A 24,477-nucleotide genomic window follows, 5' to 3' on the forward strand; every position below is an offset into this window, starting at 1 on the left:
TCTTTCGGATCCGTCGTCTCCGCCGCCCTCACCTGATACCTCTTGACCTGGCCGAGCGGGCCGCCGGTGCCGATGGCGTTGACGAAGCCGGTCGGCCACCGATCGCGCGTCAGCATCCACGTGCCAATGGCGCTGTCTGTTCCCGGCGGGGCCGTCCGCGCCGCGTCTCGTCGACGCCCAGCACCTGAACCTCGGGCATGGGCGCCTTGGTCGTCGAGTTGTGACCGCACGGGATGGCCGGCGCCGATGCCTTCGTCGTGTGCGTACACGGCGGTGGGCGGCAGGCGCCGCGCCGACCGGGCGCGATCATGCTTTGCCGGGCCAACTTCGTGAGCACAGCGTGGACGAACCGCACAGTGTGAAACTCGAGTCACCGAGTAGGACATCACGTAGGCGAGGCGAAAATCGGAACGTATTGGGTCACAGTCTCATCAAGGTCTTGACGCCAGTAACCGTGTGCATCGAGCCTATACTTCACTAGTTGTAGACAGTCCGGGGTCACATCGCCGTGCCCCGGCAGACGGGCGCGGCCGTCGCGCCGTCCCGTCGAGGTGGGAGTGGATGGTCGTGGAGACTCCGGGCTCGCAGTCCTCGCTGCACCGGGCCAATCTTGAGCGGGTCGTACGTGCCGTGCGTCTGGCCGGTTCGCTGACCCAGGCCGAGATCGCCAGGAGCACGGGCCTGTCCGCCGCCACGGTCTCCAACATCGTTCGCGAGCTGAAGGACGGCGGGACCGTCGAGGTCACCCCCACCTCGGCGGGCGGCCGCCGGGCCCGCAGCGTCTCGCTGAGCGGTGACGCCGGCATCGTCATCGGCGTCGACTTCGGGCACACCCATCTGCGGGTCGCCATCGGCAATCTGGCCCATCAGGTCCTCGCCGAGGAGTCCGAGCCGCTGGACGTCGACGCCTCCTCCGCCCAGGGCTTCGACCGGGCGGAACAGCTGGTCACCCGGCTGATCGAGGCGACCGGAATCGGGAAGGACAAGATCGTCGGAGTGGGTCTGGGCGTACCGGGGCCGATCGACGTGGAGTCCGGGACGCTCGGGTCCACCGCGATCCTGCCGGGCTGGAGCGGGATCAACCCGAGCGACGAGCTGTCGCGGCGGCTCGGGGTGCCGGTGTACGTCGACAACGACGCCAATCTGGGCGCCCTGGGCGAGCTGGTGTGGGGCAGCGGCCGCGGGGTGAAGGACCTCGCGTACATCAAGGTCGCCAGCGGGGTGGGCGCCGGTCTGGTCATAGAGGGCCAGATCTACCGGGGGCCCGGCGGCACCGCCGGGGAGATCGGGCACATCACGCTGGACGAGTCGGGGCCGGTCTGCCGCTGCGGCAACCGCGGCTGCCTGGAGACCTTCGCGGCCGCCCGGTACGTCCTGCCGCTGCTGCAGCCCAGCCACGGCCCCGATCTGACCATGGAGCGCGTGGTGCAGCTGGCGCGCGAGGGCGACCCTGGCTGCCGCCGGGTGGTCGCCGACGTGGGCCGGCACATCGGCAGCGGGGTGGCGAACCTGTGCAACCTGCTGAACCCCAGCAGGGTGGTGCTCGGCGGCAACCTCGCCGAGGCGGGCGAGCTGGTCCTGGCGCCGATCCGTGAATCGGTCTCCCGGTACGCGATCCCGAGCGCGGCGCGGCGGCTCTCGGTGCTTCCGGGGGCGCTCGGAGGCCGGGCCGAGGTGCTGGGTGCACTGGCCCTCGTCCTGAGCGAAATGGGCGATTCGACACTTCTGGACAGCTCGGTCCCGGCCGGGACGCCTGCCTTCACTTAGATAACGAATGGCACCGTTGTCATCTCGTTAAGGATTTACTCCTTGACGCTGGCGTTGCGGCCGAGTTGACTTCCAGCCACCTCGGCCGCAACGACGCGGCCTCGTCAGGGAGGTTTCTGAATGAACACGCAGATGCGTCGTGCCGCCGTGGCCGTGGCCGCCACCGCGATGGCCGCGTCCCTCGCCGCCTGCGGCAGCGCCAAGGAGTCCGGGGACAACGGCTCCAAGACCGGCGCCGCGAAGGGCGACGACATCACCATCGGTCTTCTGCTCCCCGAGAACCAGACCGCGCGTTACGAGAAGTTCGACAAGCCGCTCATCGAGAAGAAGATCAGCGAGCTCACGAACGGCAAGGCGAAGGTCGTCTACGCCAACGCCAAGCAGGATGCGACGCTGCAGACCCAGCAGGTCGACACGATGATCACCAACAAGGTGGACGCGCTGATCGTCGACGCCGTGGACGCCAAGGCCATCGCGGGCAGCGTGAAGAAGGCCAAGGACGAGGGCATCCCCGTCGTCGCCTTCGACCGCCTCGCCGAGGGCCCGATCGACGCCTACACCTCCTTCGACAACGAAGAGGTCGGCCACGTCCAGGGCAAGGCGCTGCTGGAGGCGCTCGGCGCCAAGGCCAAGGACGGCCAGATCGTGATGATGAACGGCGCCATCACCGACCCGAACGCCGCCCTCTTCAAGAAGGGCGCGAAGGCCGAGCTCGAGGGCAAGGTGAACATCGGCAAGGAGTACGACACCAAGGAGTGGAAGCCGGAGAACGCCAACGCCAACATGGAGGCGGCGATCTCCTCCCTCGGCAAGGACAAGATCATCGGCGTGTACTCCGCCAACGACGGCATGGCGGGCGGCATCATCACCGCCCTGAAGGCCGGCGGCTTCGCCAAGCTCCCGCCCGTCACCGGCCAGGACGCCGAGCTCGCCGGTGTGCAGCGCATCGTCGCGGGTGAGCAGTTCATGAGCGTCTACAAGCCGTACGCGCCGGAGGCCGCCGCCGCGGCCGAGATGGCCGTGGCGCTCGCCAAGGGCGAGAAGCTCGACTCGATCGCCACGTCCAAGGTCGACAGCCCCACCACGAAGGCCGTCCCGTCGGTGCTCGTCCCGGTCGTCTCGCTGACCAAGGACAACATCAAGGACACGGTCATCAAGGACGGCGTCTACACCGTCACCGAGATCTGCACGCCGAAGTACAAGGCCGCGTGCGACGCGCTCGGCCTGAAGTAGGCACCACGTCCCTGAGGGACACTCCCTGAAGCCTGCCCGGTGCCCCGCCCCGTTCCAGCCCCCGCTATCGGGGCGGGACACCGGACAGAATCGCTTCTCCTCGTTCTTCACTTGCCTTTGCTTCTGCTCAACCTCCGCGCCACACCCCCCGGCGCGGCATCCCCGCCGGTCAGGCGGCGAAGGAGATGGTTCACGTGTCCGCTACGCCCGTGCTGGCGTTGCGCGGGGTCTCCAAGCGGTTCGGTGCCGTTCAGGCGCTCACCGACGTAGAGCTCGAGATCCACGGCGGCGAGGTGGTCGCCCTCGTAGGCGACAACGGCGCCGGAAAGTCCACCCTGGTCAAGACGATCGCCGGCGTGCACCCCATCGATGAGGGCGTCATCGAATGGGAAGGCAAGGCGGTCTCGATCAACAGGCCGCACGACGCCCAGAGCCTGGGCATCGCGACCGTCTACCAGGACCTCGCGCTGTGCGACAACATCGACGTCGTCGGCAACCTCTACCTCGGCCGGGAGCTGCGCAGGCGCGGAATCCTCGACGAGGTCGAGATGGAGCGCCGCTCCCGCGAGCTGCTGAGCACCCTGTCGATCCGCATCCCCAGCGTCCGGATCCCGATCGCCTCGCTCTCCGGCGGTCAGCGCCAGACCGTGGCCATCGCCCGTTCGATGCTCGGCGAGCCCAAGCTCGTCATCCTCGACGAGCCCACCGCCGCCCTCGGCGTCGAGCAGACCGCCCAGGTGCTCGACCTCGTGGAGCGGCTGCGCGAGCGCGGTCACGCGGTCATCCTCATCAGCCACAACATGGCCGATGTGAAGGCCGTCGCGGACAAGGTGGCAGTACTCCGGCTCGGCCGGAACAACGGCGTCTTCGACGTCAAGTCCACCTCGCAGGAAGAGATCATCTCCGCCATCACCGGCGCCACGGACAACGCCGTGACCCGTCGTGCGGCGCGCACCTCGGAGGCGCAGAAGTGAGCATCGACAAGACTTCGGCACCCGCCGACACCGAGCACCAGGTGGTGAACCCGGACGCCGCACAGAACGCGGTCACCGCGGTCGACCCCCGGCTGCTGGTGCGCGAGCAGGGCCTCAAGGGCTACGTCGCGGAGTTCCGGCGCAAGATGCACGCCGGTGACCTGGGCTCCATCCCCGTCGTCATCGGCCTGATCCTGATCTGCGTCATCTTCCAGAGCCTGAACTCGAACTTCCTCTCCGCGCAGAACCTCAGCAACATCGCGGTCACGATGGTCGCCACCGGCATGATGGCCGTCGGCATCATCTTCGTGCTACTGCTCGGTGAGATCGACCTCTCGGTCGGCTCGGTCAGCGGTGTGTCGGGCGCGATCGTGGCCGTACTCAGCGTCACCCACGGGATGAACGAGTGGCTCGCCGTGCTCGTCGCGATCGCGAGCGGCGCGGCCATAGGCGCCCTCCACGGCTTCTTCTTCGCGAGGATCGGCGCACCCGCGTTCGCCGTCACCCTGGCGGGACTGCTCTTCTGGCTGGGCTTCATGCTCCAGCTCCTCGGCGACCAGGGCACCATCAACCTGGACGGCGACGGTGTCATCGGCAAGCTGACCACGTACTACTTCTCGGACGTGGCGGCTGCCTACGGCCTGGCCGCGGTGGCCGTGGCCGTGTTCTTCCTCTCGTCGTTCGTCGACAGCCGTCGCCGTGAGGCCGCCGGAGTGCCGTCCCGGCCGCTCAACGACATCGTGTTCCGCACGGTGCTGCTCGCCGTCGTCGCCTTCGCCGCCGCGTTCATGTTCAACCAGTACAAGGGCCTGCCCCTGGCACTGGTGCTGTTCCTGGCGGTCCTGGTGCTCACGGACTTCGTCCTGCGGCGCACCGCGTACGGCCGGAAGATCTTCGCGCTCGGCGGCAGCGTCGAGGCCTCCCGCCGAGCCGGCATCAACGTCACGGCGGTGCGGATCTCGGTCTTCGCCATCGCGGGCACCTTCGCCGCCGTCGGCGGCCTGTTCTGGGCCTCCAAGATCGCGGCGGCCAACCAGAGCGCCGGCGCCGGTGACCTCCTGATGAACGTCATCGCGGCGGCCGTCATCGGCGGCACCAGCCTCTTCGGCGGCCGCGGCCGGACCTGGAACGCGCTGCTCGGCGTCATGGTGATCGTCTCGATCCAGTACGGACTCGCGCTCGAAGGCATCGCCACGCCGATCCAGTACATGATCACCGGTGGTGTGCTCCTCGCGACCGTCGTGATCGACTCGGTCACGCGCAAGACGCAGAAGACCGCGGGCCGCGCGTAACGGCCCATACCGCAGTGCCCGGCGCCGGAACCGGCGCCGGGCACTGCTGCGTGTTCACAGGACCACGGGGGACGCACGCGGGGGACACAGGGGGGATGTCCGCCAAAGGCGTGACGCTCAAGGCCCCGCCCGATGACAGGCGCTGCGAGCGGAACATTAGACTCGACAAATCGTTGCCAAGCTCGACCAGCTCACACGCAAGGAGGCACGGGTGCCGCTGCTGACCCGTATCAGGGGACCGCGCGATCTGGACCGGCTCAGCCCGGAGCAGCTCGACCAGCTGGCCGCAGAGATCCGCACCTTCCTCGTGGATGCCGTCTCCAAGACCGGCGGACACCTCGGCCCCAACCTCGGCGTGGTCGAGCTGACCATCGCCCTGCACCGCGTCTTCGACTCCCCGAACGACAAGGTGCTCTTCGACACCGGACACCAGAGCTATGTGCACAAGCTGCTGACCGGCCGCCAGGACTTCACGAAGCTGCGCGCCAAGGGCGGCCTGTCCGGCTACCCCTCGCGCGCCGAGTCCGAGCACGACGTCATCGAGAACTCGCACGCCTCCACCGTCCTCGGCTGGGCGGACGGCCTCGCCAAAGCCAACGAGGTGCTGCAGAAGGACGACCACGTCGTCGCCGTCATCGGTGACGGCGCGCTGACCGGCGGCATGGCCTGGGAGGCGCTGAACAACATCGCCGAGGCCAAGGACCGTCCGCTCGTCATCGTCGTCAACGACAACGAGCGCTCCTACGCCCCGACGATCGGCGGCCTCGCCAACCACCTCGCCACGCTCCGCACCACCGACGGCTACGAGCGCTTCCTGGCCCGTACGAAGGAGATCCTCGATCGCACGCCGGTCGTCGGGAAGCCGCTCTACGAGACCCTGCACGGCGCCAAGAAGGGCCTGAAGGACTTCATCGCGCCCCAGGGCATGTTCGAGGACCTCGGCCTCAAGTACGTCGGCCCCATCGACGGCCACGACATGGAGGCCCTGGAGTCCGCGCTGACCCGCGCCAAGCGGTTCGGCGGCCCGGTCATCGTGCACTGCCTCACCGAGAAGGGCCGCGGCTACCAGCACGCGGAACAGGACGAGGCCGACCGCTTCCACGGCATCGGCCCGATCCACCCCGACACCGGGCTGCCCGTCAAGACCTCGGCCGCCAGCTGGACCTCGGTCTTCGGCGAGGAGATGGTCAAGCTCGGCAAGGAGCGCGAGGACATCGTCGCGATCACCGCGGCGATGCTCCAGCCCGTCGGACTGAAGAAGTTCGCCGAGGCGTTCCCCGACCGGGTGTACGACGTCGGCATCGCCGAGCAGCACGCCGCGACCTCTGCGGCCGGTCTCGCCACCGGCGGCGTCCACCCGGTCTTCGCCGTCTACGCGACGTTCCTCAACCGCGCCTTCGACCAGGTCCTGATGGATGTGGCACTGCACAAGTGCGGCGTCACGTTCGTCCTGGACCGCGCCGGTGTCACCGGCGACGACGGCGCCTCCCACAACGGCATGTGGGACATGTCGATCCTCCAGGTCGTCCCCACCCTGCGGATGTCGGCCCCGCGCGACGCCCAGCAGCTGCGCGCCCAGCTCCGCGAGGCCGTCGAGGTCAAGGACGCCCCGACCGTGGTGCGCTACTCCAAGGGCGTGGTCGGCCCCGCCGTGCCGGCCGTCGGCCGGGTCGGTGGCATGGACGTCCTGCGCGAGCCGGGCACGGACAGGCCCGATGTGCTCCTGGTCTCCGTCGGCGCCCTCGCGCCCATGTGCCTGGAGATCGCCGACCTCCTCGACAAGCAGGGCATCTCCACGACCGTCGTCGACCCCCGCTGGGTCAAGCCGGTCGACGAGGCCCTCGCGCCGCTCGCCGAGCAGCACCGGGTCGTCGTCACCGTCGAGGACAACAGCCGCGTCGGCGGCGTCGGTGCCGCCGTCTCCCAGGCGCTGCGCGACGCCGGTGTGGACCTGCCGCTGCGTGACTTCGGCATCCCGCCGCGCTTCCTCGACCACGCCTCCCGCAAGGAGGTCATGGCCGAGATCGGGCTGACCGCGCCGGACATCGCCCGGCAGGTCACGGGTCTCGTCGCCAAGCTCGGCGGCCGCCTCGACGGTCGTCTCGACGGCGAGCCGGCCGAGGCTCCGGAGCCCGCGCGCGACTGATCCGGACGCCGTCCGGCGCACACACCCCGGCAGACGGATTGGGCCGGTCGGAGTACCGAATGAGGTTTCCGGCCGGTCCTTTCGTGTGAAACGGCCTCCGAGGGCGGGCGAGGTCCCGCACCCCTCTCGATCATGGATCTATGGCCATGGGTACGGAGGTACGCCGGTGAGCACACAGCAACAGCCCCCGAGGAACACCGGGGCGTTCCGGACCAAGACGGTCGAGCAGTCGATCCGGGACACCGAGGAGCCCGAGCACGCGCTGAAGAAGTCCCTCTCCGCCTGGGACCTGACCGTCTTCGGCGTCGGCGTCATCATCGGCACGGGCATCTTCGTGCTCACCGGTATCGCCGCCAAGGAGAACGCCGGGCCCGCGACCGCCCTGTCCTTCGTCGCCGCGGGCGTCGTCTGCGCACTGGCGGCGCTCTGCTACGCGGAATTCGCGTCCACCGTGCCGGTGGCCGGCTCCGCGTACACGTTCTCCTACGCCTCCATCGGCGAACTGCCGGCCTGGATCATCGGCTGGGACCTGGTCCTGGAGTTCGCGCTCGGCACCGCCGTGGTCGCGGTCGGCTGGTCCGGGTACGCGCGGCACCTCCTGGCGACCAATCTCGGCTGGGACATGCCCCCCGCGCTGTCGGGACCCGATGCGGGAGGGCACTTCGACCTGCTGGCCTTCCTGCTCATCCTGGCGCTGACCGCCATCCTGGTCATCGGCATGAAACTGTCCGCCCGGATCACCGCGATCGTCGTCGCGATCAAGGTGACCGTGGTCCTGCTGGTCATCGTCGCGGGCCTGTTCTTCATCAAGGCCGACAACTACTCCCCATTCGTCCCCCCGGCCGAGGCGCAGGAGACGGGCAGCGGCCTCACGGCGCCCCTGGTACAGGTGCTGTTCGGCTACGAGCCCACCAACTTCGGCGTCATGGGCATCTTCACCGCGGCGTCCATCGTCTTCTTCGCCTTCATCGGGTTCGACGTCGTCGCCACCGCGGCCGAGGAGACCAAGAACCCTCAGCGGGACATGCCCCGGGGCATCCTGGGCTCGCTGCTCGTCTGCACCGTGCTGTACGTGGCCGTGACGCTCGTCGTCACCGGGATGCAGAACTACAAGGAGATGTCGGCGACCGCGCCGCTCGCCGACGCCTTCAAGTCCGTCAACCAGCCCTTCTTCGCCGGTGCCATCAGCCTCGGCGCGGTCGTGGGACTCATCACCGTCTGCATGATCCTGCTCCTGGGCCAGACCCGGGTGTTCTTCGCGATGAGCCGTGACGGGCTGCTGCCGCGCTTCTTCTCCGTCACCCACCCGAAGTTCCGGACCCCCCACCGGGCGACGATCGTGCTCGGCTGCGTCATCGCCGTCATCGCGGGCTTCACCAGCCTCGAGGCGCTCGCGGCCCTGGTGAACATCGGCACGCTCTTCGCCTTCGTGATCGTGGCCCTCGGCGTCATCATCCTGCGCCGCTCCCGCCCCGACCTGCCCCGGGCCTTCCGCACCCCGTGGGTGCCGACGCTCCCCATCATCTCGATCGCGGCGTCGCTCTGGCTGATGCTGAACCTGCCGTCCGAGACCTGGCTGCGCTTCGCCGTCTGGATGGCGATCGGCGTCGTCGTCTACTACCTGTACGGCCGCTCCCACAGCCGCCTCGGCAAGGCGGGCAAGGACGCCAAGTACTAGACGCCGTATCGCGGGACGCCGCATGGTGCCTTTCGGCCCCGTATGTCCCCCCATAAGGGGGCATACGGGGCCCTAGTGTGTGCGCATGCTCGTCGAGCCGCCGCCCTCAGCGCCGTCCGCAGCCGCGCCCCCGTCCGTACCCGCACCGAGGACGGCCGTTCCCAGGACCGAGCCCGTGGCCGTGGCTCCGGGCGGCGGGGCACCGGCACCGGCCGGCTACTGGCGGCGGCTGCTTCCCGTCCTCGCCGTGCTCGCCGTCGTGACCCGGCTGCCCTCGTTCCGGCACACCTTGTGGAACCCCGACGAGGGCTTCCTCGCCGTCCAGGCGCGGATGCTCGCCGACGGGGGCGAGCTGTACGAGACCGTCGTCGACCGCAAACCACCCCTGCTGCCCTGGCTGTACGCGGCGACCTTCGCGGTCTTCGGCGACGAGTCGCTCCGCCCGCTCAAGGTCCTCGCCGTCCTCTCCCAGCTGCTCACCGCCCTCGTCCTGGCGGCCACCGCACGCGAACGCTGGGGCGACCGCGCGGGGCGCACCGCCGGCGTCCTCTATCTGCTGGTCTCGATCGGCCTGAACCCCGAGGACGCACAGGCGGCCACCTTCGAGATCTTCATGCTCCCCTTCACCGCCGCCGCCGTGATGTACGCGGGGAAGGGCCGCTGGGGCGCCGCCGGCCTCGCCGTCGCCGGGGCGGTCCTGGTGAAACAGACCGGCGGGGCCGTCCTCGTCCCCGTGCTGTGGCTGCTCTGGCGCTCCTCGCCCCGCAGACCCCCGCCCCGCAGACCCTCCCCGCGCCGCCCCTCACCACGCGGCCCGTCCGCACGAGGCCCCTCCGGCCCCTGCGAGCGCGGCACGTGCGCACGGCGGGCCGGTCTGCTGCGGCTGGGACTCGCGTTCGCCCTGCCGCCGGCGGCGGCCGCGCTGCTGACCGACCCGTCGGGCTTCGTCTTCTGGACGGTGACCGGATCGGGCGCCTACGCCGCCTTCACCGGCTCCGAACTGCACGTCCTCTCCCGGGGCCTGGCGAACACCGCCCTCCTCGGCGCCGCCTGCGCCGGACTGGTTCCGCCCGTCGTACGCGTCCTCAGGATCGCCAGGACCGGGGCCGCGGACCTGTGGCTGTGGCTGGCCTCCTCCGCGGCCGCGGTCCTCCTCGGCCTCCACTTCTTCGGTCACTACTACCTGCAGCTCCTGCCGCCCCTCGTCCTGCTCGCGACGGCCGCCCTGCAGGTCCTGCCGCGCACCCGGCTCGCCACCGCGCTGCTCGGCTCCGCCGGCGCCTGTGCGCTCTTCCTCACCTGGGGCCTGCTGGCGCCCCGCCCCGAACTGGCCCACGCCCTCCGGCTCGCCGCCGAGGTACGGCACCGCACCGCCCCGCAGGAGCGCGTGCTGCTGTGGGGGATGCACCCGGAGACGTACTGGCTCGCCGACCGCGACCCCGCCAGCCGCTACCTGACCGCAGGACTGCTCACCAACTACAGCGGAGGCCGCGACGGTCCCCAGGTCGGCGAGCGGTACGGGATGGCGGGCACCTGGCCCGTTCTCGTACGCGAACTGCACGGCAGCCCGCCGGCGCTGATCGTCGACGACTCGCGCGGCAAGCCGTACGCCGCGGAACGGCTGCCCACCCTGCGCCGGCTGCTCGCCCGGTACTACCGGCAGCTGCCGGACCCGGTCGACGGCGCGGTGTTGTACGTCCGTACGACGGGACGGTGACCCGCCACACGGGAGGGTGATCGCCCCCGACGGGATGACCCGACGGGAGGGTGACGGCCGCGCGGTCCCGGGCCCGGGTCAGACCGGGCGCACCGTCCGGGGCCCCGCGCAGAGCGCCCCCAGGGCCTCGACGCGCTCCCGCAGCGCGCGGTCGGCCGTGACGACGACCCGGGTACGGCCGGGCGCCTCGGCGACCAGCTCCACGATGCGGTCGTCGCCGCTGCCGGCCGCCGGTTCGACCCGTACGCCCGGCACGGACTCCACACCCCGCGCCCACCCCTCGACGACCAGCACCACCTCGGCCGGTCCCGGATGTCCGGCGATACCCTCCTCGGCGAACGGGGCGAGTCCGTCGCGCAGCCGCTCGGTCGCGCCGAAGCGGTCGCGCCACCAGCCGTCCGGGACCGAACCGACCACGTTCGCGGCATCGACGATCAAGAGAATCCGCATGTGGGAAGCCTGGCACAGGGCGGTCTCCGGGTGGGCCGATCGGGGATGTCGCCGAGTGTTATCGTCACGTAAATCAAGCGCTTGTACGGCGCTCAGGGAAGGTGGGCAACGGGCCATGTCATTGCGGTCTGCGCGGAGGTCGAAGCGTCGAACGGGCACCGCCCCCGGCACCGGGGACGCCGGAAGCCGGACGCACCGCGCCGCCCGCGCGAGCACCTCACTGCCCGCCGATCCCTCCCTCCCGCCGACCACCGGCTGGCTGCTGCGGGGCAAGGACGGCCGGCTCTCCGCGTACGCCCCGGCCCCCGAGGGCGTGCTGCGCTGGACCGAGAAGCGGCCCGGCGGGCCCGAGTGGACCGGCCCCGAGCTGTTCCGCGCCCCCGGGCTGGTGCCGTACCTCGCGATCGCCCAGGGCGCCGACGGCTATGTGCAGCTCGTCGGACTGCGGCGCACCCCGGTCGCGGGCGGCGAGACGGCCACGGACGTCGTGCAGAGCATCCAGTACCAGTCGGGCCGCCCCATGCGGGACTGGTACGCGCTGGGCACGCCGTACCCGCAGGACCGTTCGCTCGCCGCGCAGACGGGGCTCCCGGCGGCCGTCGTGGACGCCGAGGGATCCCTCCACGTCTTCGTGCGCAACGCGGGCGGCGGGGTCTGCGGCCGCGCCCAGGTGCCGAACGGCAAGTGGAACAAGTGGGCCGACCTCAAGGGCAGCGGCATGCTGGGCGTCCCCGCGGCCGCCCTCACCGACCACGGGCTGATGGAGATCCTCGCCCCGGCCGAGGACGGCGTCCTGCGGTGGACCCAGGAGACCCAGGGCGTGAAGTTCCAGCGCGCCGGGGACATCGAGGCCTCGGCCACCGACGGATCGGTCAGCTCCGAACGCACGGGCCGTGAGCGGCTCACCCACGTCTGGCGGGACGCCTCGACCGGCACCGTCCACGCCTGGCGCGAGGGCCTGGCCGCCCCCGTGGCACTCGGCGGTGCGGGCGGCAGCGGCCCGGTCGCCCTGCTCCGTACGCCCGTCGACGGCCACGACTGCGTGATCCTCGCCCAGCGCGGCGCCGACGGACGTCCCGCGCTCGCCGCCTACCCGACCGAGGAGGAGACGGCCGGCGCCGACTGGACACCCACGGGCGAGCCGTGCGTCGGCGCCCCGGCCCTCGCGATCGACGGCAACGGCCGTGTGGTCCTGGCCGCGTTCGGCGCGGACGGCACCCTGCGGGTGACACGCCAGAAGGCGGAATCGGGACTGGCGATGGAGGCCTGGATCGCGGTCTGAGCGACGCCGCGCGAAGAGCCGGCCGGGCCCGGGAGCGCGTCCGGCCGCGGGCCGCGGCGGGGGACCGGGCCGAGGCGAGCGTGCCGAGTGCCAGGGCGTCCGTCGCGCGGGCGGTAGGCGAAAGGGCCGTACGGGATCGGGATCCCGTACGGCCCTTCGTCATGCCGCCTGTGGCGTCACGCCGGGACGCTCGCCACGCCCTGCGCCAGGAACCGCTTGCCGTTCACGCGCTCGCTGACGCCCTCGCGGTCCAGGTACGGCGTGATGCCGCCCAGGTGGAAGGGCCAGCCGGCGCCCGTGATCAGGCAGAGGTCGATGTCCTGCGCCTCGGCGACGACACCCTCCTCCAGCATCAGCCCGATCTCCTGCGCGACCGCGTCCAGGACACGGGCGCGGACCTGCTCCTCCGTCAGGACGCTGTCGCCCTGCTTCAGCAGCGCGGCGACCTCCGGGTCCAGCTCCGGCTTCCCGGAGTCGTACACGTAGAAGCCGCGCTTGCCGGCCTCGACGACCGCCTTCAGGTTCGGGGACACCGTGAAGCGCTCCGGGAAGGACCGGTTCAGCGTCTCGGAGACGTGCAGACCGATCGCCGGGCCGACCAGCTCCAGCAGGACCAGCGGCGACATCGGCAGACCGAGCGGCTCGATCGCCTTCTCGGCGGTGGCGACCGGGGTGCCCTCGTCGATGACGTTCTGGATCTCGCCCATGAAGCGGGTCAGGATGCGGTTCACGACGAACGCCGGGGCGTCCTTCGTCAGCACCGCGGTCTTCCTCAGCTTCTTCGCGACACCGAACGCGGTGGCCAGCGACGCGTCGTCCGTCTGCTCACCGCGGACGATCTCCAGCAGCGGCAGCACCGCGACCGGGTTGAAGAAGTGGAAGCCGACGACGCGCTCCGGGTGCTGGAGCTTGGACGCCATCTCCGAGACCGACAGCGAGGAGGTGTTGGTGGCGAGGATCGCGTGCGCCGGGGCGACGGCCTCGACCTCGGCGAACACCTTCTGCTTGACGGACATCTCCTCGAACACGGCCTCGATGATGAAGTCCGCGTCCGCGAAGCCCTCGGCCTTGTCGAGGACACCGGTCACCAGGGCCTTGAGGCGGTTGGCCTTGTCCTGGTTGATCCGGCCCTTGCCCAGCAGCTTCTCGATCTCGACGTGGACGTAGCCCACACCCTTGTCGACGCGCACCTGGTCGATGTCGGTGAGGACCACCGGCACCTCGAGGCGGCGCAGGAACAACAGCGCCAGCTGAGAGGCCATCAGACCGGCGCCGACGACGCCGACCTTGGTGACCGGGCGGGCCAGCGACTTGTCCGGGGCACCGGCGGGGCGCTTGCCGCGCTTCTGCACCAGGTTGAAGGCGTAGATGCCGGAGCGCAGTTCGCCGCCCATGATCAGGTCGGCGAGCGCGACGTCCTCGGCGTCGAAGCCCTTCTGCAGGTCGCCGTCCTTGGCCGCCTCGACGATGTCGAGGGCGCGGTAGGCGGCCGGGGCCGCCCCGTGCACCTTGGAGTCGGCGATGAACCGGCCGCGGGCGACCGCCGCGTCCCAGGCCTCGCCGCGGTCGACGGTGGCGCGCTCGATCGCGATCTCGCCCTTGAGGACGGACGCGGTCCAGATCAGCGACTGCTCCAGGAAGTCGGCGCCTTCGAAGAGAGCGTCGGCGATGCCGAGTTCGAAGACCTGCTTGCCCTTGAGCTGCTTGTTCTGGTTGAGCGAGTTCTCGATGATGACCGAGACCGCGCGGTCCGCGCCGATCAGGTTCGGCAGGATCGTGCAGCCGCCCCAGCCCGGGACCAGACCGAGGAAGACCTCGGGCAGCGAGAACGCCGGCAGGGCCTTCGACACCGTGCGGTAGGTGCAGTGCAGACCGACCTCGACACCGCCGCCCATCGCCGCGCCGTTGTAGTACGCGAACGTGGGGACCGCAAGAAAGGACAGCCGCTTGAAGACGTCGTGGCCGCCCTTGCCGATGGCGAGCGCGTCCGAGTGCTGCTTCAGCAGCTCGACGCCCTTGAGGTCGGCGCCGACGGCGAAGATGAACGGCTTGCCGGTGATGCCGGCGCCGACGATCGCGCCCTCGGACGCCTCCTTCTCGACCTGGTCGATCGCGGTGTCGAGGTGCGCGAGCGACTGCGGGCCGAAGGTGGTCGGCTTGGTGTGGTCCAGGCCGTTGTCCAGCGTGATGAGGGCGAACCGGCCCGCGCCGCCCGGCAGGTCGAGGTGGCGTACGTGCGCCTGCGTGACGACCTCGTCCGGGAACAGCTCGGCCGCGCCCTTCAGGAGCTCAGCGGTGGTGCTCACTTGTTGCCTCCGGCGTCCTTGTGGTGCGGGTTCTCCCAGATCACGGTGGCGCCCATGCCGAAGCCGACGCACATCGTGGTGAGGCCGTAACGGACCTCCGGCTGCTCCTCGAACTGGCGCGCAAGCTGCGTCATCAGACGCACGCCGGAGGAGGCGAGCGGGTGGCCGAAGGCGATGGCGCCGCCGTACTGGTTGACGCGGGCGTCGTCGTCGGCGATGCCGTAGTGCTCGAGGAAGGCCAGCACCTGGACGGCGAAGGCCTCGTTGATCTCGAACAGGCCGATGTCCTCGATGGACAGACCCGCCTGGGCGAGGGCCTTCTCGGTCGCGGGGATGGGGCCGTAGCCCATGACCTCGGGCTCGACGCCGGCGAAGGAGTACGCGACGAGGCGCATCTTGACCGGGAGGTTGTTCTCGCGGGCGAAGTCCTCGGAGGCGATGAGCGAGGCGGTGGCGCCGTCGTTCAGCCCCGCGGCGTTGCCGGCGGTGACGCGGCCGTGGACCCGGAACGGCGTCTTCAGGCCGGCGAGGCTCTCCAGCGTGGTGCCCGGGCGCATCGGCTCGTCGGCGGTGACCAGGCCCCAGCCGGTCTCGCCGGCCTCGGGGTTGGTGCGGCGCACCGACACCGGCACCAGGTCCTGCTGGATCTTGCCGTTGGCGTACGCCTTGGCGGCCTTCTCCTGCGAGCGCACGGCGTACTCGTCGGCGCGCTGCTTGGTGATCGTGGGGTAGCGGTCGTGCAGGTTCTCGGCGGTCATGCCCATGAAGAGGGCCGACTCGTCGACGAGCTTCTCCGACACGAAGCGCGGGTTCGGGTCGACGCCCTCGCCCATCGGGTGGCGGCCCATGTGCTCGACACCGCCGGCGATGGCGATGTCGTACGCACCGAAGGCGACGCTGCCGGCGACCGAGGTCACGGCGGTCAGCGCACCGGCGCACATGCGGTCGATGGAGTAACCGGGCACGGACTGCGGCAGCCCCGCGAGGATGCCGGCGGTGCGGCCGATGGTCAGACCCTGGTCGCCGATCTGCGTGGTCGCGGCGATGGCGACCTCGTCGATCTTCTTGGGGTCGAGGTCCGGGTTGCGGCGCAGCAGCTCCCGGATCGCCTTGACGACGAGATCGTCGGCTCGGGTCTCGTGGTAGATGCCCTTCGGGCCCGCCTTGCCGAACGGGGTGCGGACGCCGTCGACGAAGACGACGTCCCTGACGGTACGAGGCACGATGGCTCTCCTCCAGGGTGCGGGGTGGCACTGCTGCGGGCACGCTCCTGAGCGTGCGCTTGCTTCCCTCATGCTACTTGTGGGTAACCATGCTGCCCACCCCCTGTGCCGGTAGCGGCGAACGTCACACCACGAAGGCCGGCGCATTCGCCCGCCCGGCGGGCCGTGCCATGGCGACGCGGGCTCTTCGCGGGCCCTCCGCCGCCCCTTCGCGGTCCCGTCGCGGCAGGTCAGGCCCGCGGGAGCGCCTCGATCCGGTCGGGCGCCGCCGGCGACGCGACGTCCCCGGCCGGCGGCGGCGACGGGTCGGCCTCAGTGGCGCGCAGCCGGACCGGCGCCGCCGGGGGCCGGGCGGCAGTGGCTTCGGCCTGCTCGCCCGGCCTGCCGGAGCGGGTCGCTCACGGCTTCCGGCGACCGCGCGGCACGAGGCATTCGCTTCGGCAGGCGGCAGGCGGCAGGCGGCGGGTCCAGGGTCTTGTCCAGGACGCGTCGGCCGCCCGGGAGTACCCGTTCGGCGTGCGACGGCCCTGACCGGGCCTGACCGGCGCTGACCGGCCCGGGTCCGCGGAGGTCAGGCCGTCGCCTGCAGGGCCCGGGTCAGCAGCGGGGTCACCTGCTCGACCTGCCATGCCCGCGCACCCAGCGCCGTCAGCGCCGCCGACACCGCCTCCGGTGACAGGTCCGCCGGTGGCTCCCAGCACAGGCGACGGACCGTGTCCGGAGTGATCAGGTTCTCCTGCGGCAGGTTCAGCTGCTCCGCGAGCGAGGAGACCGCGGCACGCGCCGCGGACAGCCGCGCCGCGGCCTCCGGGTCCTTGTCCGCCCAGGACCGCGGCGGAGGCGGCCCCGCCACCGGCTGTCCCGGCTGCGGCAGCTCCGCGTCCGGCAGCGCCCGTGCCCGGTCCACCGCCGCCTGCCACTGCTCCAGCTGGCGCCGGCCCATGCGGTGCCCGTAGCCGGACAGGGCCGTGAGCGCGGTCAGGTTCAGCGGAAGGGTCAGCGCCGCCTCGACGATCGCCGCGTCACTGAGCACCTTGCCGGGCGACACGTCCCGTCGCTGCGCCACCTGGTCGCGCGCGGTCCACAGCTCCCGTACGACCGCCATCTGACGCCGGCGCCGCACCTTGTGCATCCCCGACGTACGCCGCCAGGGATCCTTGCGCGGCGGGGCGGGCGGGGCCGAGGCGATCGCTTCGAACTCCTGCCGCGCCCATTCCAGCTTGCCCTGCCGGTCCAGCTCCTTCTCCAGCGCGTCCCGCAGATCGACGAGCAGCTCGACGTCGAGCGCCGCGTAGCGCAGCCAGGGCTCGGGCAGCGGCCGCGTCGACCAGTCCACCGCCGAGTGGCCCTTCTCCAGCGCGTAGCCGAGCACCGACTCGACCATCGCGCCGAGGCCCACCCGGGGGAAGCCCGCGAGCCGTCCCGCCAGCTCGGTGTCGAAGAGCAGGGTCGGCGTCATGCCTATTTCGCGCAGACACGGCAGGTCCTGGGTGGCGGCGTGCAGGATCCACTCGGTGCCGGCGAGTGCCTCGCCGAGTCCGGACAGATCGGGGCAGCCGACCGGGTCGACGAGCGCGGTGCCGGCGCCTTCGCGGCGCAGCTGTACGAGGTAGGCGCGCTGCCCGTAGCGGTAGCCGGACGCCCGCTCGGCGTCCACGGCCACGGGCCCGCTGCCGGCGGCGAACGCGGCGATGACGGATTCGAGGGCCTCGGGGGTGGACACCACCGGGGGGATGCCCTCGCGCGGCTCCAGCAGCGGGATCGGCTGCTCCCCGACCGAGACGCCTGAGACGCCGTCGTCCGGGGGGCCGCCCCCGGTGGTTCGCAGGACTGTCTCTGCTGCGGTCTCTTGGGCGTCGGTCACCTGTCAAGGGTATCTGTGAACGGCAAGCGCCCGTCGACGGAACGTTCCGTCGACGGGCGCGGGTGTGGTGTCAAGGAGTCAGTGGATGATGCCGGTACGCAGCGCCACCGCCACCATTCCGGCGCGGTCCCCGGTACCGAGCTTGCGGGCGATACGGGCGAGGTGGCTCTTCACCGTCAGCGCCGACAGGCCCATCGACACGCCGATCGCCTTGTTCGACTGTCCCTCGGCGACCAGCCGGAGGACCTCCACCTCGCGACCGGACAGCTCGCGGTAGCCGCCCGGGTGGCTCGGAGCGCCGGGGGGACGGCGGTGCAGCCGGGCGGCCGCGGCGCCGATGGGGGCGGCTCCGGGGCGGGTGGGGTGGCCGAGGTTCGTACGCGTACCGGTCACGACATAGCCCTTGACCCCGCCGGCCAGCGCGTTGCGTACCGCGCCGATGTCGTCGGCGGCGGAGAGGGCGAGGCCGTTGGGCCAGCCCGCGGCGCGGGTCTCGGACAGGAGGGTGAGCCCGCTTCCGTCGGGCAGGTGGACGTCGGCCACGCAGATGTCGCGCGGGTTGCCGACGCGGGGGCGGGCCTCCGCGATGGACGACGCCTCGATGACATCGCGCACCCCGAGCGCCCACAGGTGGCGGGTGACGGTGGAGCGGACGCGCGGGTCGGCCACGACGACCATGGCCGTCGGCTTGTTCGGGCGGTAGGCGACCAGGCTTGCGGGCTGCTCGAGGAGAACGGACACCAGGCCTCCTGGGAAGGTGGGGGACGGAGCCGGCTCGGGGATGAAGCCGGGGCGAACCGTGCTTGAAGGGTCACCACCTCTTCGGCAGCAAACCCGGACGCCTTTAGAGAAAGATCACGATTTGGTGAGTAACAATTCCGGCAATTCGGACGCGTGATCGATCATCGTATGAGCCCGCACGGGTGCCGTCCGTCCGTGGTCCGCCCGCGCGGCGGCGGGCGGCGAGCACCCGGCCACCGCCCCGCACTCGCCTCCACAGCCCGGCGCCTCGTGCTTCGCGTCCCGTGCCCGCGCCCCGGACCCTACGGTGCGTGCGGGCCCCGCCGCTGGGGCAGGGAGACCACGCCGGCGGCGCACTCCGCGACGCCCGCGGGGCCGGCCGGGGGCAGGCCGGCGATCTGGCACAGCAGGTCGCACCATGCGGCCAGGTGCGTCGCGGTGTCCGGGACACCGTCGCGGCCCGCGCGCGGTGTCCAGGAGGCGCGGATCTCGATCTGGGTCGCCGGGCGGCGGTCGCCGAGTCCACCGAAGTAGTGAGACCCCGCCCGGGTGACGGTGCCGCTCGGCTCCCCGTACGACAGACCTCGCGCCTCCAGCGCACCGGTCAGCCAGGACCAGCACACCTCCGGCAGCAGCGGGTCCGCCGCCATCTCGGGCTCAAGCTCCGCGCGTACGAGCGTCACCAGCCGGAAGGTGCCCTGCCATGCCTCGTGACCGGCCGGGTCGTGGAGCAGGACCAGCCGGCCGTCCGCGAGATCCTCACCGTCGTCGACGACAGCCGCCTCGAGCGCGTACGCGTGCGGCGCGAGGCGCTGGGGCGGCCGGGCCGCGTCCACCTCGATCTCGGGCCGCAGCCGTGCCGTGCGCAGCGCTTCGACCGCGAGCCGGAACGCGGGCGGGACGGAGTTCCGCTCCGCACTGTCCGTGCCTTCGGCGCCGTCGGATGGATCGGAAAACTGTCCCTGAGCCGCAGCCATGCGGGGAAGAGTAGGCGGAACGCGGGCCGCGCGCAGGGAGGGACACCCGCCCCGCGCATGCTCCTTGCGCGCACATGCGAAGATTCTGGGCGTGAGCGCCAACGACCTTCCGCCGGCTCGAGGCTTCGCCCGAGCCGGGGACACCCCTTCCTCGAGCCGGCAGACGAAGACCGCCGCCGTCGGCGAATCCGCCTTCCTGAAGGCGTGCCGGCGCGAGCCCGTGCCGCACACGCCGGTCTGGTTCATGCGGCAGGCCGGCCGGTCGCTGCCCGAGTACCTGAAGGTGCGCGAAGGCATTCCGATGCTCGAGTCGTGCATGCAGCCCGAGTTGGTCACGGAGATCACGCTGCAGCCGGTGCGCCGCCACAAGGTCGACGCCGCGATCTACTTCAGCGACATCGTCGTCCCGCTCAAGGCCATCGGGATCGATCTCGACATCAAGCCGGGCGTCGGCCCGGTCGTCGCCGAGCCGATCCGCCGCCGTGAGGACCTCGCACGGCTGCGTGACCTCACCCCCGATGACGTGTCATATGTCACCGAAGCCATCGGGATGCTCACCGGTGAACTGGGCGCCACCCCGCTCATCGGCTTCGCCGGCGCGCCCTTCACCCTCGCCAGCTACCTCGTCGAGGGCGGCCCGTCCCGCAACCACGAGCACACCAAGGCGCTGATGTACGGCGACCCGCAGCTGTGGGCCGACCTGCTGGACCGGCTCGCGGAGATCACCTCGGCCTTCCTGAAGGTGCAGATCGAGGCGGGCGCGAGCGCCGTGCAGCTCTTCGACTCCTGGGTCGGCGCCCTGGCCCCCGCCGACTACCGGCGCTCGGTCATGCCCGCATCGGCGAAGGTGTTCCGGGCGGTCGAGGAGTACGGCGTCCCGCGCATCCACTTCGGCGTCGGCACCGGCGAGCTGCTCGGCCTGATGGGCGAGGCCGGTGCGGACGTCGTCGGCGTCGACTGGCGCGTCCCCCTCGACGAGGCCGCCCGCCGCGTCGGCCCCGGCAAGGCGCTCCAGGGCAACCTGGACCCGGCGGTCCTGTTCTCCACCCCGGAGGCGGTGGAGACCAAGACCCGCGAGGTCCTGGAGGCGGCGAGCGGCCTGGAAGGCCACATCTTCAATCTCGGCCACGGGGTTCTGCCCACCACCGACCCCGACGCCCTGACCCGGCTCGTGGAGTACGTACACGCCCAGACCGCGCGCTAGACCCTCACTCGGAACGCGCAAGACCCGGGGATCGGCCCTCCGTGACACCTGACATACCGACGCTCGCCCTGCCGCGCCAGCGGCAGGAGCCGGCGCCCCATCACATAGTCGTGCCCGCGCCCCGGCGCGGGCGGATCACCGCACTGGACGGCCTCCGGCTGCTCGCCGCGCTGATGGTGGTGGCGTACCACTACCTGGCCCGTGGCGAGGCCTGGTCGGCCTCCGGGCAGGCCATGTTTCCGACGGCCTTCCCGTTCGCCGCCTACGGCTGGCTGGGCGTCGAGCTGTTCTTCCTCATCAGCGGCTTCGTCATCTGCATGAGCTGCTGGGGCCGGTCGGTGGGGGACTTCTTCGTCTCCCGGGTGACACGGCTCTACCCGGCGTACTGGTTCGCCGTCCTCGCCACCACCGCGGTCCTGCTGCTCGTACCGGGCGGGCAGACTCCCCTGCCGTGGCCGGACGTGCTGACCAATCTGACCATGCTCCAGGAGCCGCTCGGGGTCCGCATGGTCGACGGCGTGTACTGGACCCTCTTCGCCGAACTGCGCTTCTACCTCCTGTTCGCGATCGTGGCCTGGCGGGGTCTGACCTACCGGCGCGTCGTCGTCTTCTGCTGCGTCTGGGCCGTGGCGGGCATGGCGTTCAGCAAGTTCGGCGACGACGCCCTCCGGCTCATGATCATGCCGCAGCACTGCTGGTACTTCATCGCCGGAATGGCGTTCTACCTCATGTACCGGTTCCGGCCGACGCTGCTGCTCACCGGCATCGTGCTGCTGTGCTTCGGAGCGGCCGTGCCCTCCGCCCGCAGCACGTGGAGCCGCACGCTGCGCTACTTCGACGACCCGGTCCCGTTCTGGCCCGTCGTGGCGGTCCTCGCGGTCTCCTTCGGCCTGATGGGCCTCGTCGCCACCGGGAAGCTGTCCTGGATGAACTGGCGCTGGCTGCCGTACGCGGGCGCCGCCACCTACCCCCTGTACCTGCTGCACCAGAACATCGGCTGGGAGCTCATCGGCGTACTGGAGTCACGGGTACCGGGCTACCTCCTGGTCGGCCTCCTCGTCGGCGGCATGCTGGTCGTCTCCTGGCTGGTGCACCGGCTGGTGGAGAAGCCGCTGGCCCGCCCGCTCAAGCAGCGGCTGAACCGGGCGCTCGCCGAGCCCGGGAAGTACGGGCAGGGTTCGCCTCGGCGAGCCGTGGACTGAGGCACCGCCGGCCGGCCCCGCGCGGGGACGCGGCGGGCGGGCCGGCCGTGCGCAAGCGGGTGCCGGTCAGCCTTCCGCCTTCCGCACCGCCGCCGTCGCCTTGCGCGCCGCCACCAGGACCGGGTCCCACACCGGCGAGAACGGCGGGGCGTACCCCAGATCCAGGGCCGTCATCCGCTCCACCGTCATCCCGGCGGTCAGCGCGACCGCCGCGATGTCCACGCGCTTCGCCGCGCCCTCGCGGCCCACGATCTGGACGCCCAGCAGCCGTCCCGTGCGAAGCTCGGCGAGCATCTTCACCGTCATCGGGGCGGCCTGCGGGTAGTAGCCCGCGCGGCTCGTCGACTCGACGGTGACCGTCACGAAGCGCAGGCCCACGTCCAGGGCGTCCCGCTCCCGCAGACCGGTACGGGCGATCTCCAGGTCGCAGACCTTGCTCACCGCCGTGCCGACGACGCCGGGGAAGGTCGCGTAGCCGCCGCCGACGCCCGCGCCGATGACCTGGCCGTGCTTGTTGGCGTGGGTGCCGAGGGGGACGTGGCGTTCGCGGCCGGACACGAGGTCCAGCACCTCGACGCAGTCGCCGCCCGCCCAGACGTTCCCGTACCCGCGCACCCGCATCGCGAGGTCGGTGAGCAGGCCGCCGTACACCCCGAGCGGCAACCCGGCCGCGCGCGCCAGCTTCGTCTCGGGCTCCACACCCATGCCGAGCACCACGACATCCGCCGGGTACTCGGCCTCCTCGGTCGCGACCGCGCGGACCCGGCCGTCGGGAGCGGTGAGGATCTTGGTGACCTCGGCGTCGTTCACGGTGGTGATGCCGAGGCCGTCCATCGCCTCGTGCACCAGCCGGCCCATGTCGGGGTCGAGCGTCGCCATCGGCTGCTCGCCCCGGTTGACGACCGTGACCTCGAAGCCGTGCTTCAGCAGCGCCTCGGCCATCTCCACGCCGATGTAGCCCGCGCCGACCACCACGGCGCGGCGGCCCCGCGCGGCGGCCAGCGTGTCCAGCAGCGTCTGCCCGTCCTCGAGGTTCTGCACCCCGTGCACACCCGGTGCGTCGATCCCGGGCAGCCGCGGGCGCACCGGCCGGGCGCCGGTGGCGATGACGAGCTTGTCGTAGGCCGTCCACGACTCGGCGCCCGACTCCAGATCCCGTGACCTGACCCGCTGCCCCGCGAGGTCCAGCTCGGTGACCTCGGTACGCGTCCGCAGGTCGATCGCGCGGGCCCGGTGCTCCTCGGGCGTCCGCGCGATCAGCGCGTCCCGGTCGTCCACGTCGCCGCCGACCCAGTACGGGATGCCGCACGCGGAGTACGACGTGAAATGTGACCGTTCGAACGCGACGATCTCCAGATCCTCCGGGCCTTTGAGCCTGCGGGCCTGCGACGCGGCGGACATGCCCGTCGCGTCGCCGCCGATGACCACCAGTCGTTCCATACGGAACACGCTACGGGGCAGCAGTCGTTCAGTCCTTCCGCGGGGCCGGACCCCGGGCGGTGCGGCCGCGCAGCCGCGGCCGGACCAGGAACCGCCACACCGCGTACGCCACCGCGAACGCCAGCAGGAACGGCGCCGCCGCGCCCAGCACCACCACGATCCACCGCAGGGTCGTCACCAGCGCGTTCCAGCCGCCGGACAGCGCGTCCAGGAAACCGGGGTCGTCCTCGGTCTTCGCCTGCTCCTTCTTCTCCGGCTCGGACAGCTCCAGCGTGATCGTCGCCATCGTCGTACGGTCCTTCAGCGACGCCTGCTGCGCCAGCAGCGACTCCAGCTCGGCCTGACGCCTGCTCAGTTCGCCTTCCAGGGTGACCACATCACTCAGCTGCTCCGCCCGGTCCATCAGCGCCCGCACCCGCGCCACACTCGCCCGCTGGGTGGCGATCCTGCTCTCCACGTCGACCACTTGACCGGTGACGTCCTTGGCGTCCGCCTTGCGGGACAGCAGCTTCCCGGTGCCCGCCAGGTCCGTGAGAAGCGTCGCGTACCGGTCCTGCGGCACGCGCAGCACCACCCGGGACGTCACCTGCGTGTCGTCGATCCGCTCGGTGGACTCGTCGGCGACGTGCCCGCCGGCGCCCTCCACCGCCGTACGGACCGAGGCGAGCGCCGCCGTGGCGTCCTTCACCTCCACATGCAGCTCGGCGGTCCTGATGACGTGGGTCTGCGGCACCGCCGTCTGCTGCCCCTTGCCTCCGGGCGGCTGGGCACCCGCGTGAGCGGAGTCCGGCGCGGGACCCTTCGCCGCCCCGCCCGCCGCCGCCTCGCCTGCCGCCGCCTCCTTGCTGTCGGCCGAGGAGCCGTTCGAGGCGCCGGAGCCGCACCCGGCGAGCGCGAGTGAGGCCATGAGAACCACTGCCGCGAACCTGAGCCGTGCACGCATGCCGTTCCCCCCAAGGGAAGTGGTGGATGGTGACAGTT

18 protein-coding genes are annotated in these 24,477 nt (G+C 71.4%); 10 read left to right on the top strand and 8 right to left on the bottom strand.

Annotated features, from left to right (window positions below):
• Positions 1-567 precede the first annotated feature (567 nt).
• The 7 genes from OG766_RS27925 (at position 568) to OG766_RS27955 (ending at position 10,807) form a co-directional block, all read left to right on the top strand.
• Positions 568-1,767 (top strand): ROK family transcriptional regulator, encoded by a 1,200-nt coding sequence (locus OG766_RS27925; RefSeq protein ID WP_266388816.1) that lies wholly within the window; start codon positions 568-570, stop codon positions 1,765-1,767.
• A gap of 120 nt (positions 1,768-1,887) precedes the next feature.
• The gene (locus OG766_RS27930) at positions 1,888-3,000 is read left to right on the top strand and encodes a substrate-binding domain-containing protein (protein WP_266387722.1); all 1,113 of its coding nucleotides are present in this window, start codon (positions 1,888-1,890) and stop codon (positions 2,998-3,000) included.
• Positions 3,001-3,185: 185 nt separating this feature from the next.
• Positions 3,186-3,974 (top strand): ATP-binding cassette domain-containing protein, encoded by a 789-nt coding sequence (locus OG766_RS27935; protein ID WP_266387720.1) that lies wholly within the window; start codon positions 3,186-3,188, stop codon positions 3,972-3,974.
• Positions 3,971-5,266 carry a sugar ABC transporter permease gene (locus OG766_RS27940; protein ID WP_266387717.1) on the top strand — a complete coding sequence of 432 codons (1,296 nt, stop codon included), beginning with the start codon at positions 3,971-3,973 and terminating at the stop codon, positions 5,264-5,266. Before OG766_RS27935 ends, OG766_RS27940 begins: the two co-directional genes overlap by 4 nt.
• 211 nt (positions 5,267-5,477) lie before the next feature.
• Positions 5,478-7,412, top strand: coding sequence for a 1-deoxy-D-xylulose-5-phosphate synthase (dxs, locus tag OG766_RS27945; protein WP_328726472.1), 1,935 nt, complete (start codon positions 5,478-5,480; stop codon positions 7,410-7,412).
• A 166-nt stretch (positions 7,413-7,578) separates the two neighbouring features.
• Complete coding sequence (locus OG766_RS27950; protein ID WP_328726473.1) at positions 7,579-9,090, top strand: amino acid permease; 1,512 nt, start codon at positions 7,579-7,581, stop codon at positions 9,088-9,090.
• An 85-nt stretch (positions 9,091-9,175) separates the two neighbouring features.
• Positions 9,176-10,807, top strand: a complete 1,632-nt coding sequence (locus OG766_RS27955) for an ArnT family glycosyltransferase (protein WP_328726474.1) — start codon at positions 9,176-9,178, stop codon at positions 10,805-10,807.
• A 78-nt stretch (positions 10,808-10,885) separates the two neighbouring features.
• Here the strand turns inward: OG766_RS27955 and OG766_RS27960 are convergent, their stop codons facing one another.
• A complete protein-coding gene (locus tag OG766_RS27960) occupies positions 10,886-11,257 on the bottom strand; it encodes an NTP pyrophosphohydrolase (protein ID WP_328726475.1) in 372 nt (123 codons plus the stop codon).
• A 115-nt stretch (positions 11,258-11,372) separates the two neighbouring features.
• On the opposite strand from OG766_RS27960, the gene OG766_RS27965 reads away from it, so the two are divergent.
• Positions 11,373-12,539, top strand: a complete 1,167-nt coding sequence (locus OG766_RS27965; RefSeq protein ID WP_266387703.1) for a hypothetical protein — start codon at positions 11,373-11,375, stop codon at positions 12,537-12,539.
• A gap of 176 nt (positions 12,540-12,715) precedes the next feature.
• Here the strand turns inward: OG766_RS27965 and OG766_RS27970 are convergent, their stop codons facing one another.
• The 5 genes from OG766_RS27970 to OG766_RS27990 form a co-directional block, all read right to left on the bottom strand.
• Entirely contained in the window at positions 12,716-14,845 is a 2,130-nt protein-coding gene (locus OG766_RS27970; protein ID WP_328726476.1) for a 3-hydroxyacyl-CoA dehydrogenase NAD-binding domain-containing protein, read from the bottom strand.
• A complete protein-coding gene (locus OG766_RS27975; RefSeq protein WP_266387697.1) occupies positions 14,842-16,068 on the bottom strand; it encodes a thiolase family protein in 1,227 nt (408 codons plus the stop codon). The genes OG766_RS27970 and OG766_RS27975 overlap by 4 nt, the downstream gene beginning before the upstream one ends.
• Positions 16,069-16,639: 571 nt before the next feature.
• Positions 16,640-17,932, bottom strand: a complete 1,293-nt coding sequence (locus tag OG766_RS27980) for a ribonuclease D (RefSeq protein ID WP_328726477.1) — start codon at positions 17,930-17,932, stop codon at positions 16,640-16,642.
• A gap of 78 nt (positions 17,933-18,010) precedes the next feature.
• A complete protein-coding gene (locus OG766_RS27985) occupies positions 18,011-18,673 on the bottom strand; it encodes a helix-turn-helix transcriptional regulator (protein ID WP_093651875.1) in 663 nt (220 codons plus the stop codon).
• 302 nt (positions 18,674-18,975) lie between these two features.
• Positions 18,976-19,650, bottom strand: coding sequence for a DUF3000 domain-containing protein (locus OG766_RS27990; RefSeq protein WP_266387692.1), 675 nt, complete (start codon positions 19,648-19,650; stop codon positions 18,976-18,978).
• Positions 19,651-19,846: 196 nt separating this feature from the next.
• Between OG766_RS27990 and hemE the strand changes: the two genes are divergently transcribed.
• Together hemE and OG766_RS28000 are read left to right on the top strand one after the other, a co-directional pair.
• Complete coding sequence (gene hemE, locus OG766_RS27995; RefSeq protein ID WP_328727536.1) at positions 19,847-20,854, top strand: uroporphyrinogen decarboxylase; 1,008 nt, start codon at positions 19,847-19,849, stop codon at positions 20,852-20,854.
• Positions 20,855-20,895: 41 nt separating this feature from the next.
• Entirely contained in the window at positions 20,896-22,056 is a 1,161-nt protein-coding gene (locus OG766_RS28000; protein WP_266387691.1) for an acyltransferase family protein, read from the top strand.
• 66 nt (positions 22,057-22,122) lie between these two features.
• Here the strand turns inward: OG766_RS28000 and OG766_RS28005 are convergent, their stop codons facing one another.
• Positions 22,123-23,496 carry an FAD-dependent oxidoreductase gene (locus OG766_RS28005; RefSeq protein WP_266387688.1) on the bottom strand — a complete coding sequence of 458 codons (1,374 nt, stop codon included), beginning with the start codon at positions 23,494-23,496 and terminating at the stop codon, positions 22,123-22,125.
• 28 nt (positions 23,497-23,524) lie between these two features.
• Complete coding sequence (locus OG766_RS28010) at positions 23,525-24,439, bottom strand: DUF4349 domain-containing protein (protein WP_328726478.1); 915 nt, start codon at positions 24,437-24,439, stop codon at positions 23,525-23,527.
• Positions 24,440-24,477 lie beyond the last annotated feature (38 nt).

It is taken from the genome of Streptomyces sp. NBC_00259 (assembly GCF_036181745.1).
Taxonomy (GTDB): Bacteria; Actinomycetota; Actinomycetes; order Streptomycetales; family Streptomycetaceae; genus Streptomyces; species Streptomyces pratisoli.

What these genes read in the sequence shown, in the direction of transcription:
- OG766_RS27930 (WP_266387722.1), top strand. Translation starts at nt 1,888, where the DNA reads ATGAACACGCAGATGCGTCGTGCCGCCGTGGCCGTGGCCGCCACCGCG.
- OG766_RS27935 (WP_266387720.1), top strand. Translation starts at nt 3,186, where the DNA reads ATGGTTCACGTGTCCGCTACGCCCGTGCTGGCGTTGCGCGGGGTCTCC.
- OG766_RS27965 (WP_266387703.1), top strand. Translation starts at nt 11,373, where the DNA reads ATGTCATTGCGGTCTGCGCGGAGGTCGAAGCGTCGAACGGGCACCGCC.
- OG766_RS27960 (WP_328726475.1), bottom strand. Translation starts at nt 11,257, where the DNA reads ATGCGGATTCTCTTGATCGTCGATGCCGCGAACGTGGTCGGTTCGGTC.
- OG766_RS28005 (WP_266387688.1), bottom strand. Translation starts at nt 23,496, where the DNA reads ATGGAACGACTGGTGGTCATCGGCGGCGACGCGACGGGCATGTCCGCC.
- OG766_RS27990 (WP_266387692.1), bottom strand. Translation starts at nt 19,650, where the DNA reads ATGGCTGCGGCTCAGGGACAGTTTTCCGATCCATCCGACGGCGCCGAA.
- OG766_RS28010 (WP_328726478.1), bottom strand. Translation starts at nt 24,439, where the DNA reads ATGCGTGCACGGCTCAGGTTCGCGGCAGTGGTTCTCATGGCCTCACTC.
- OG766_RS27955 (WP_328726474.1), top strand. Translation starts at nt 9,176, where the DNA reads ATGCTCGTCGAGCCGCCGCCCTCAGCGCCGTCCGCAGCCGCGCCCCCG.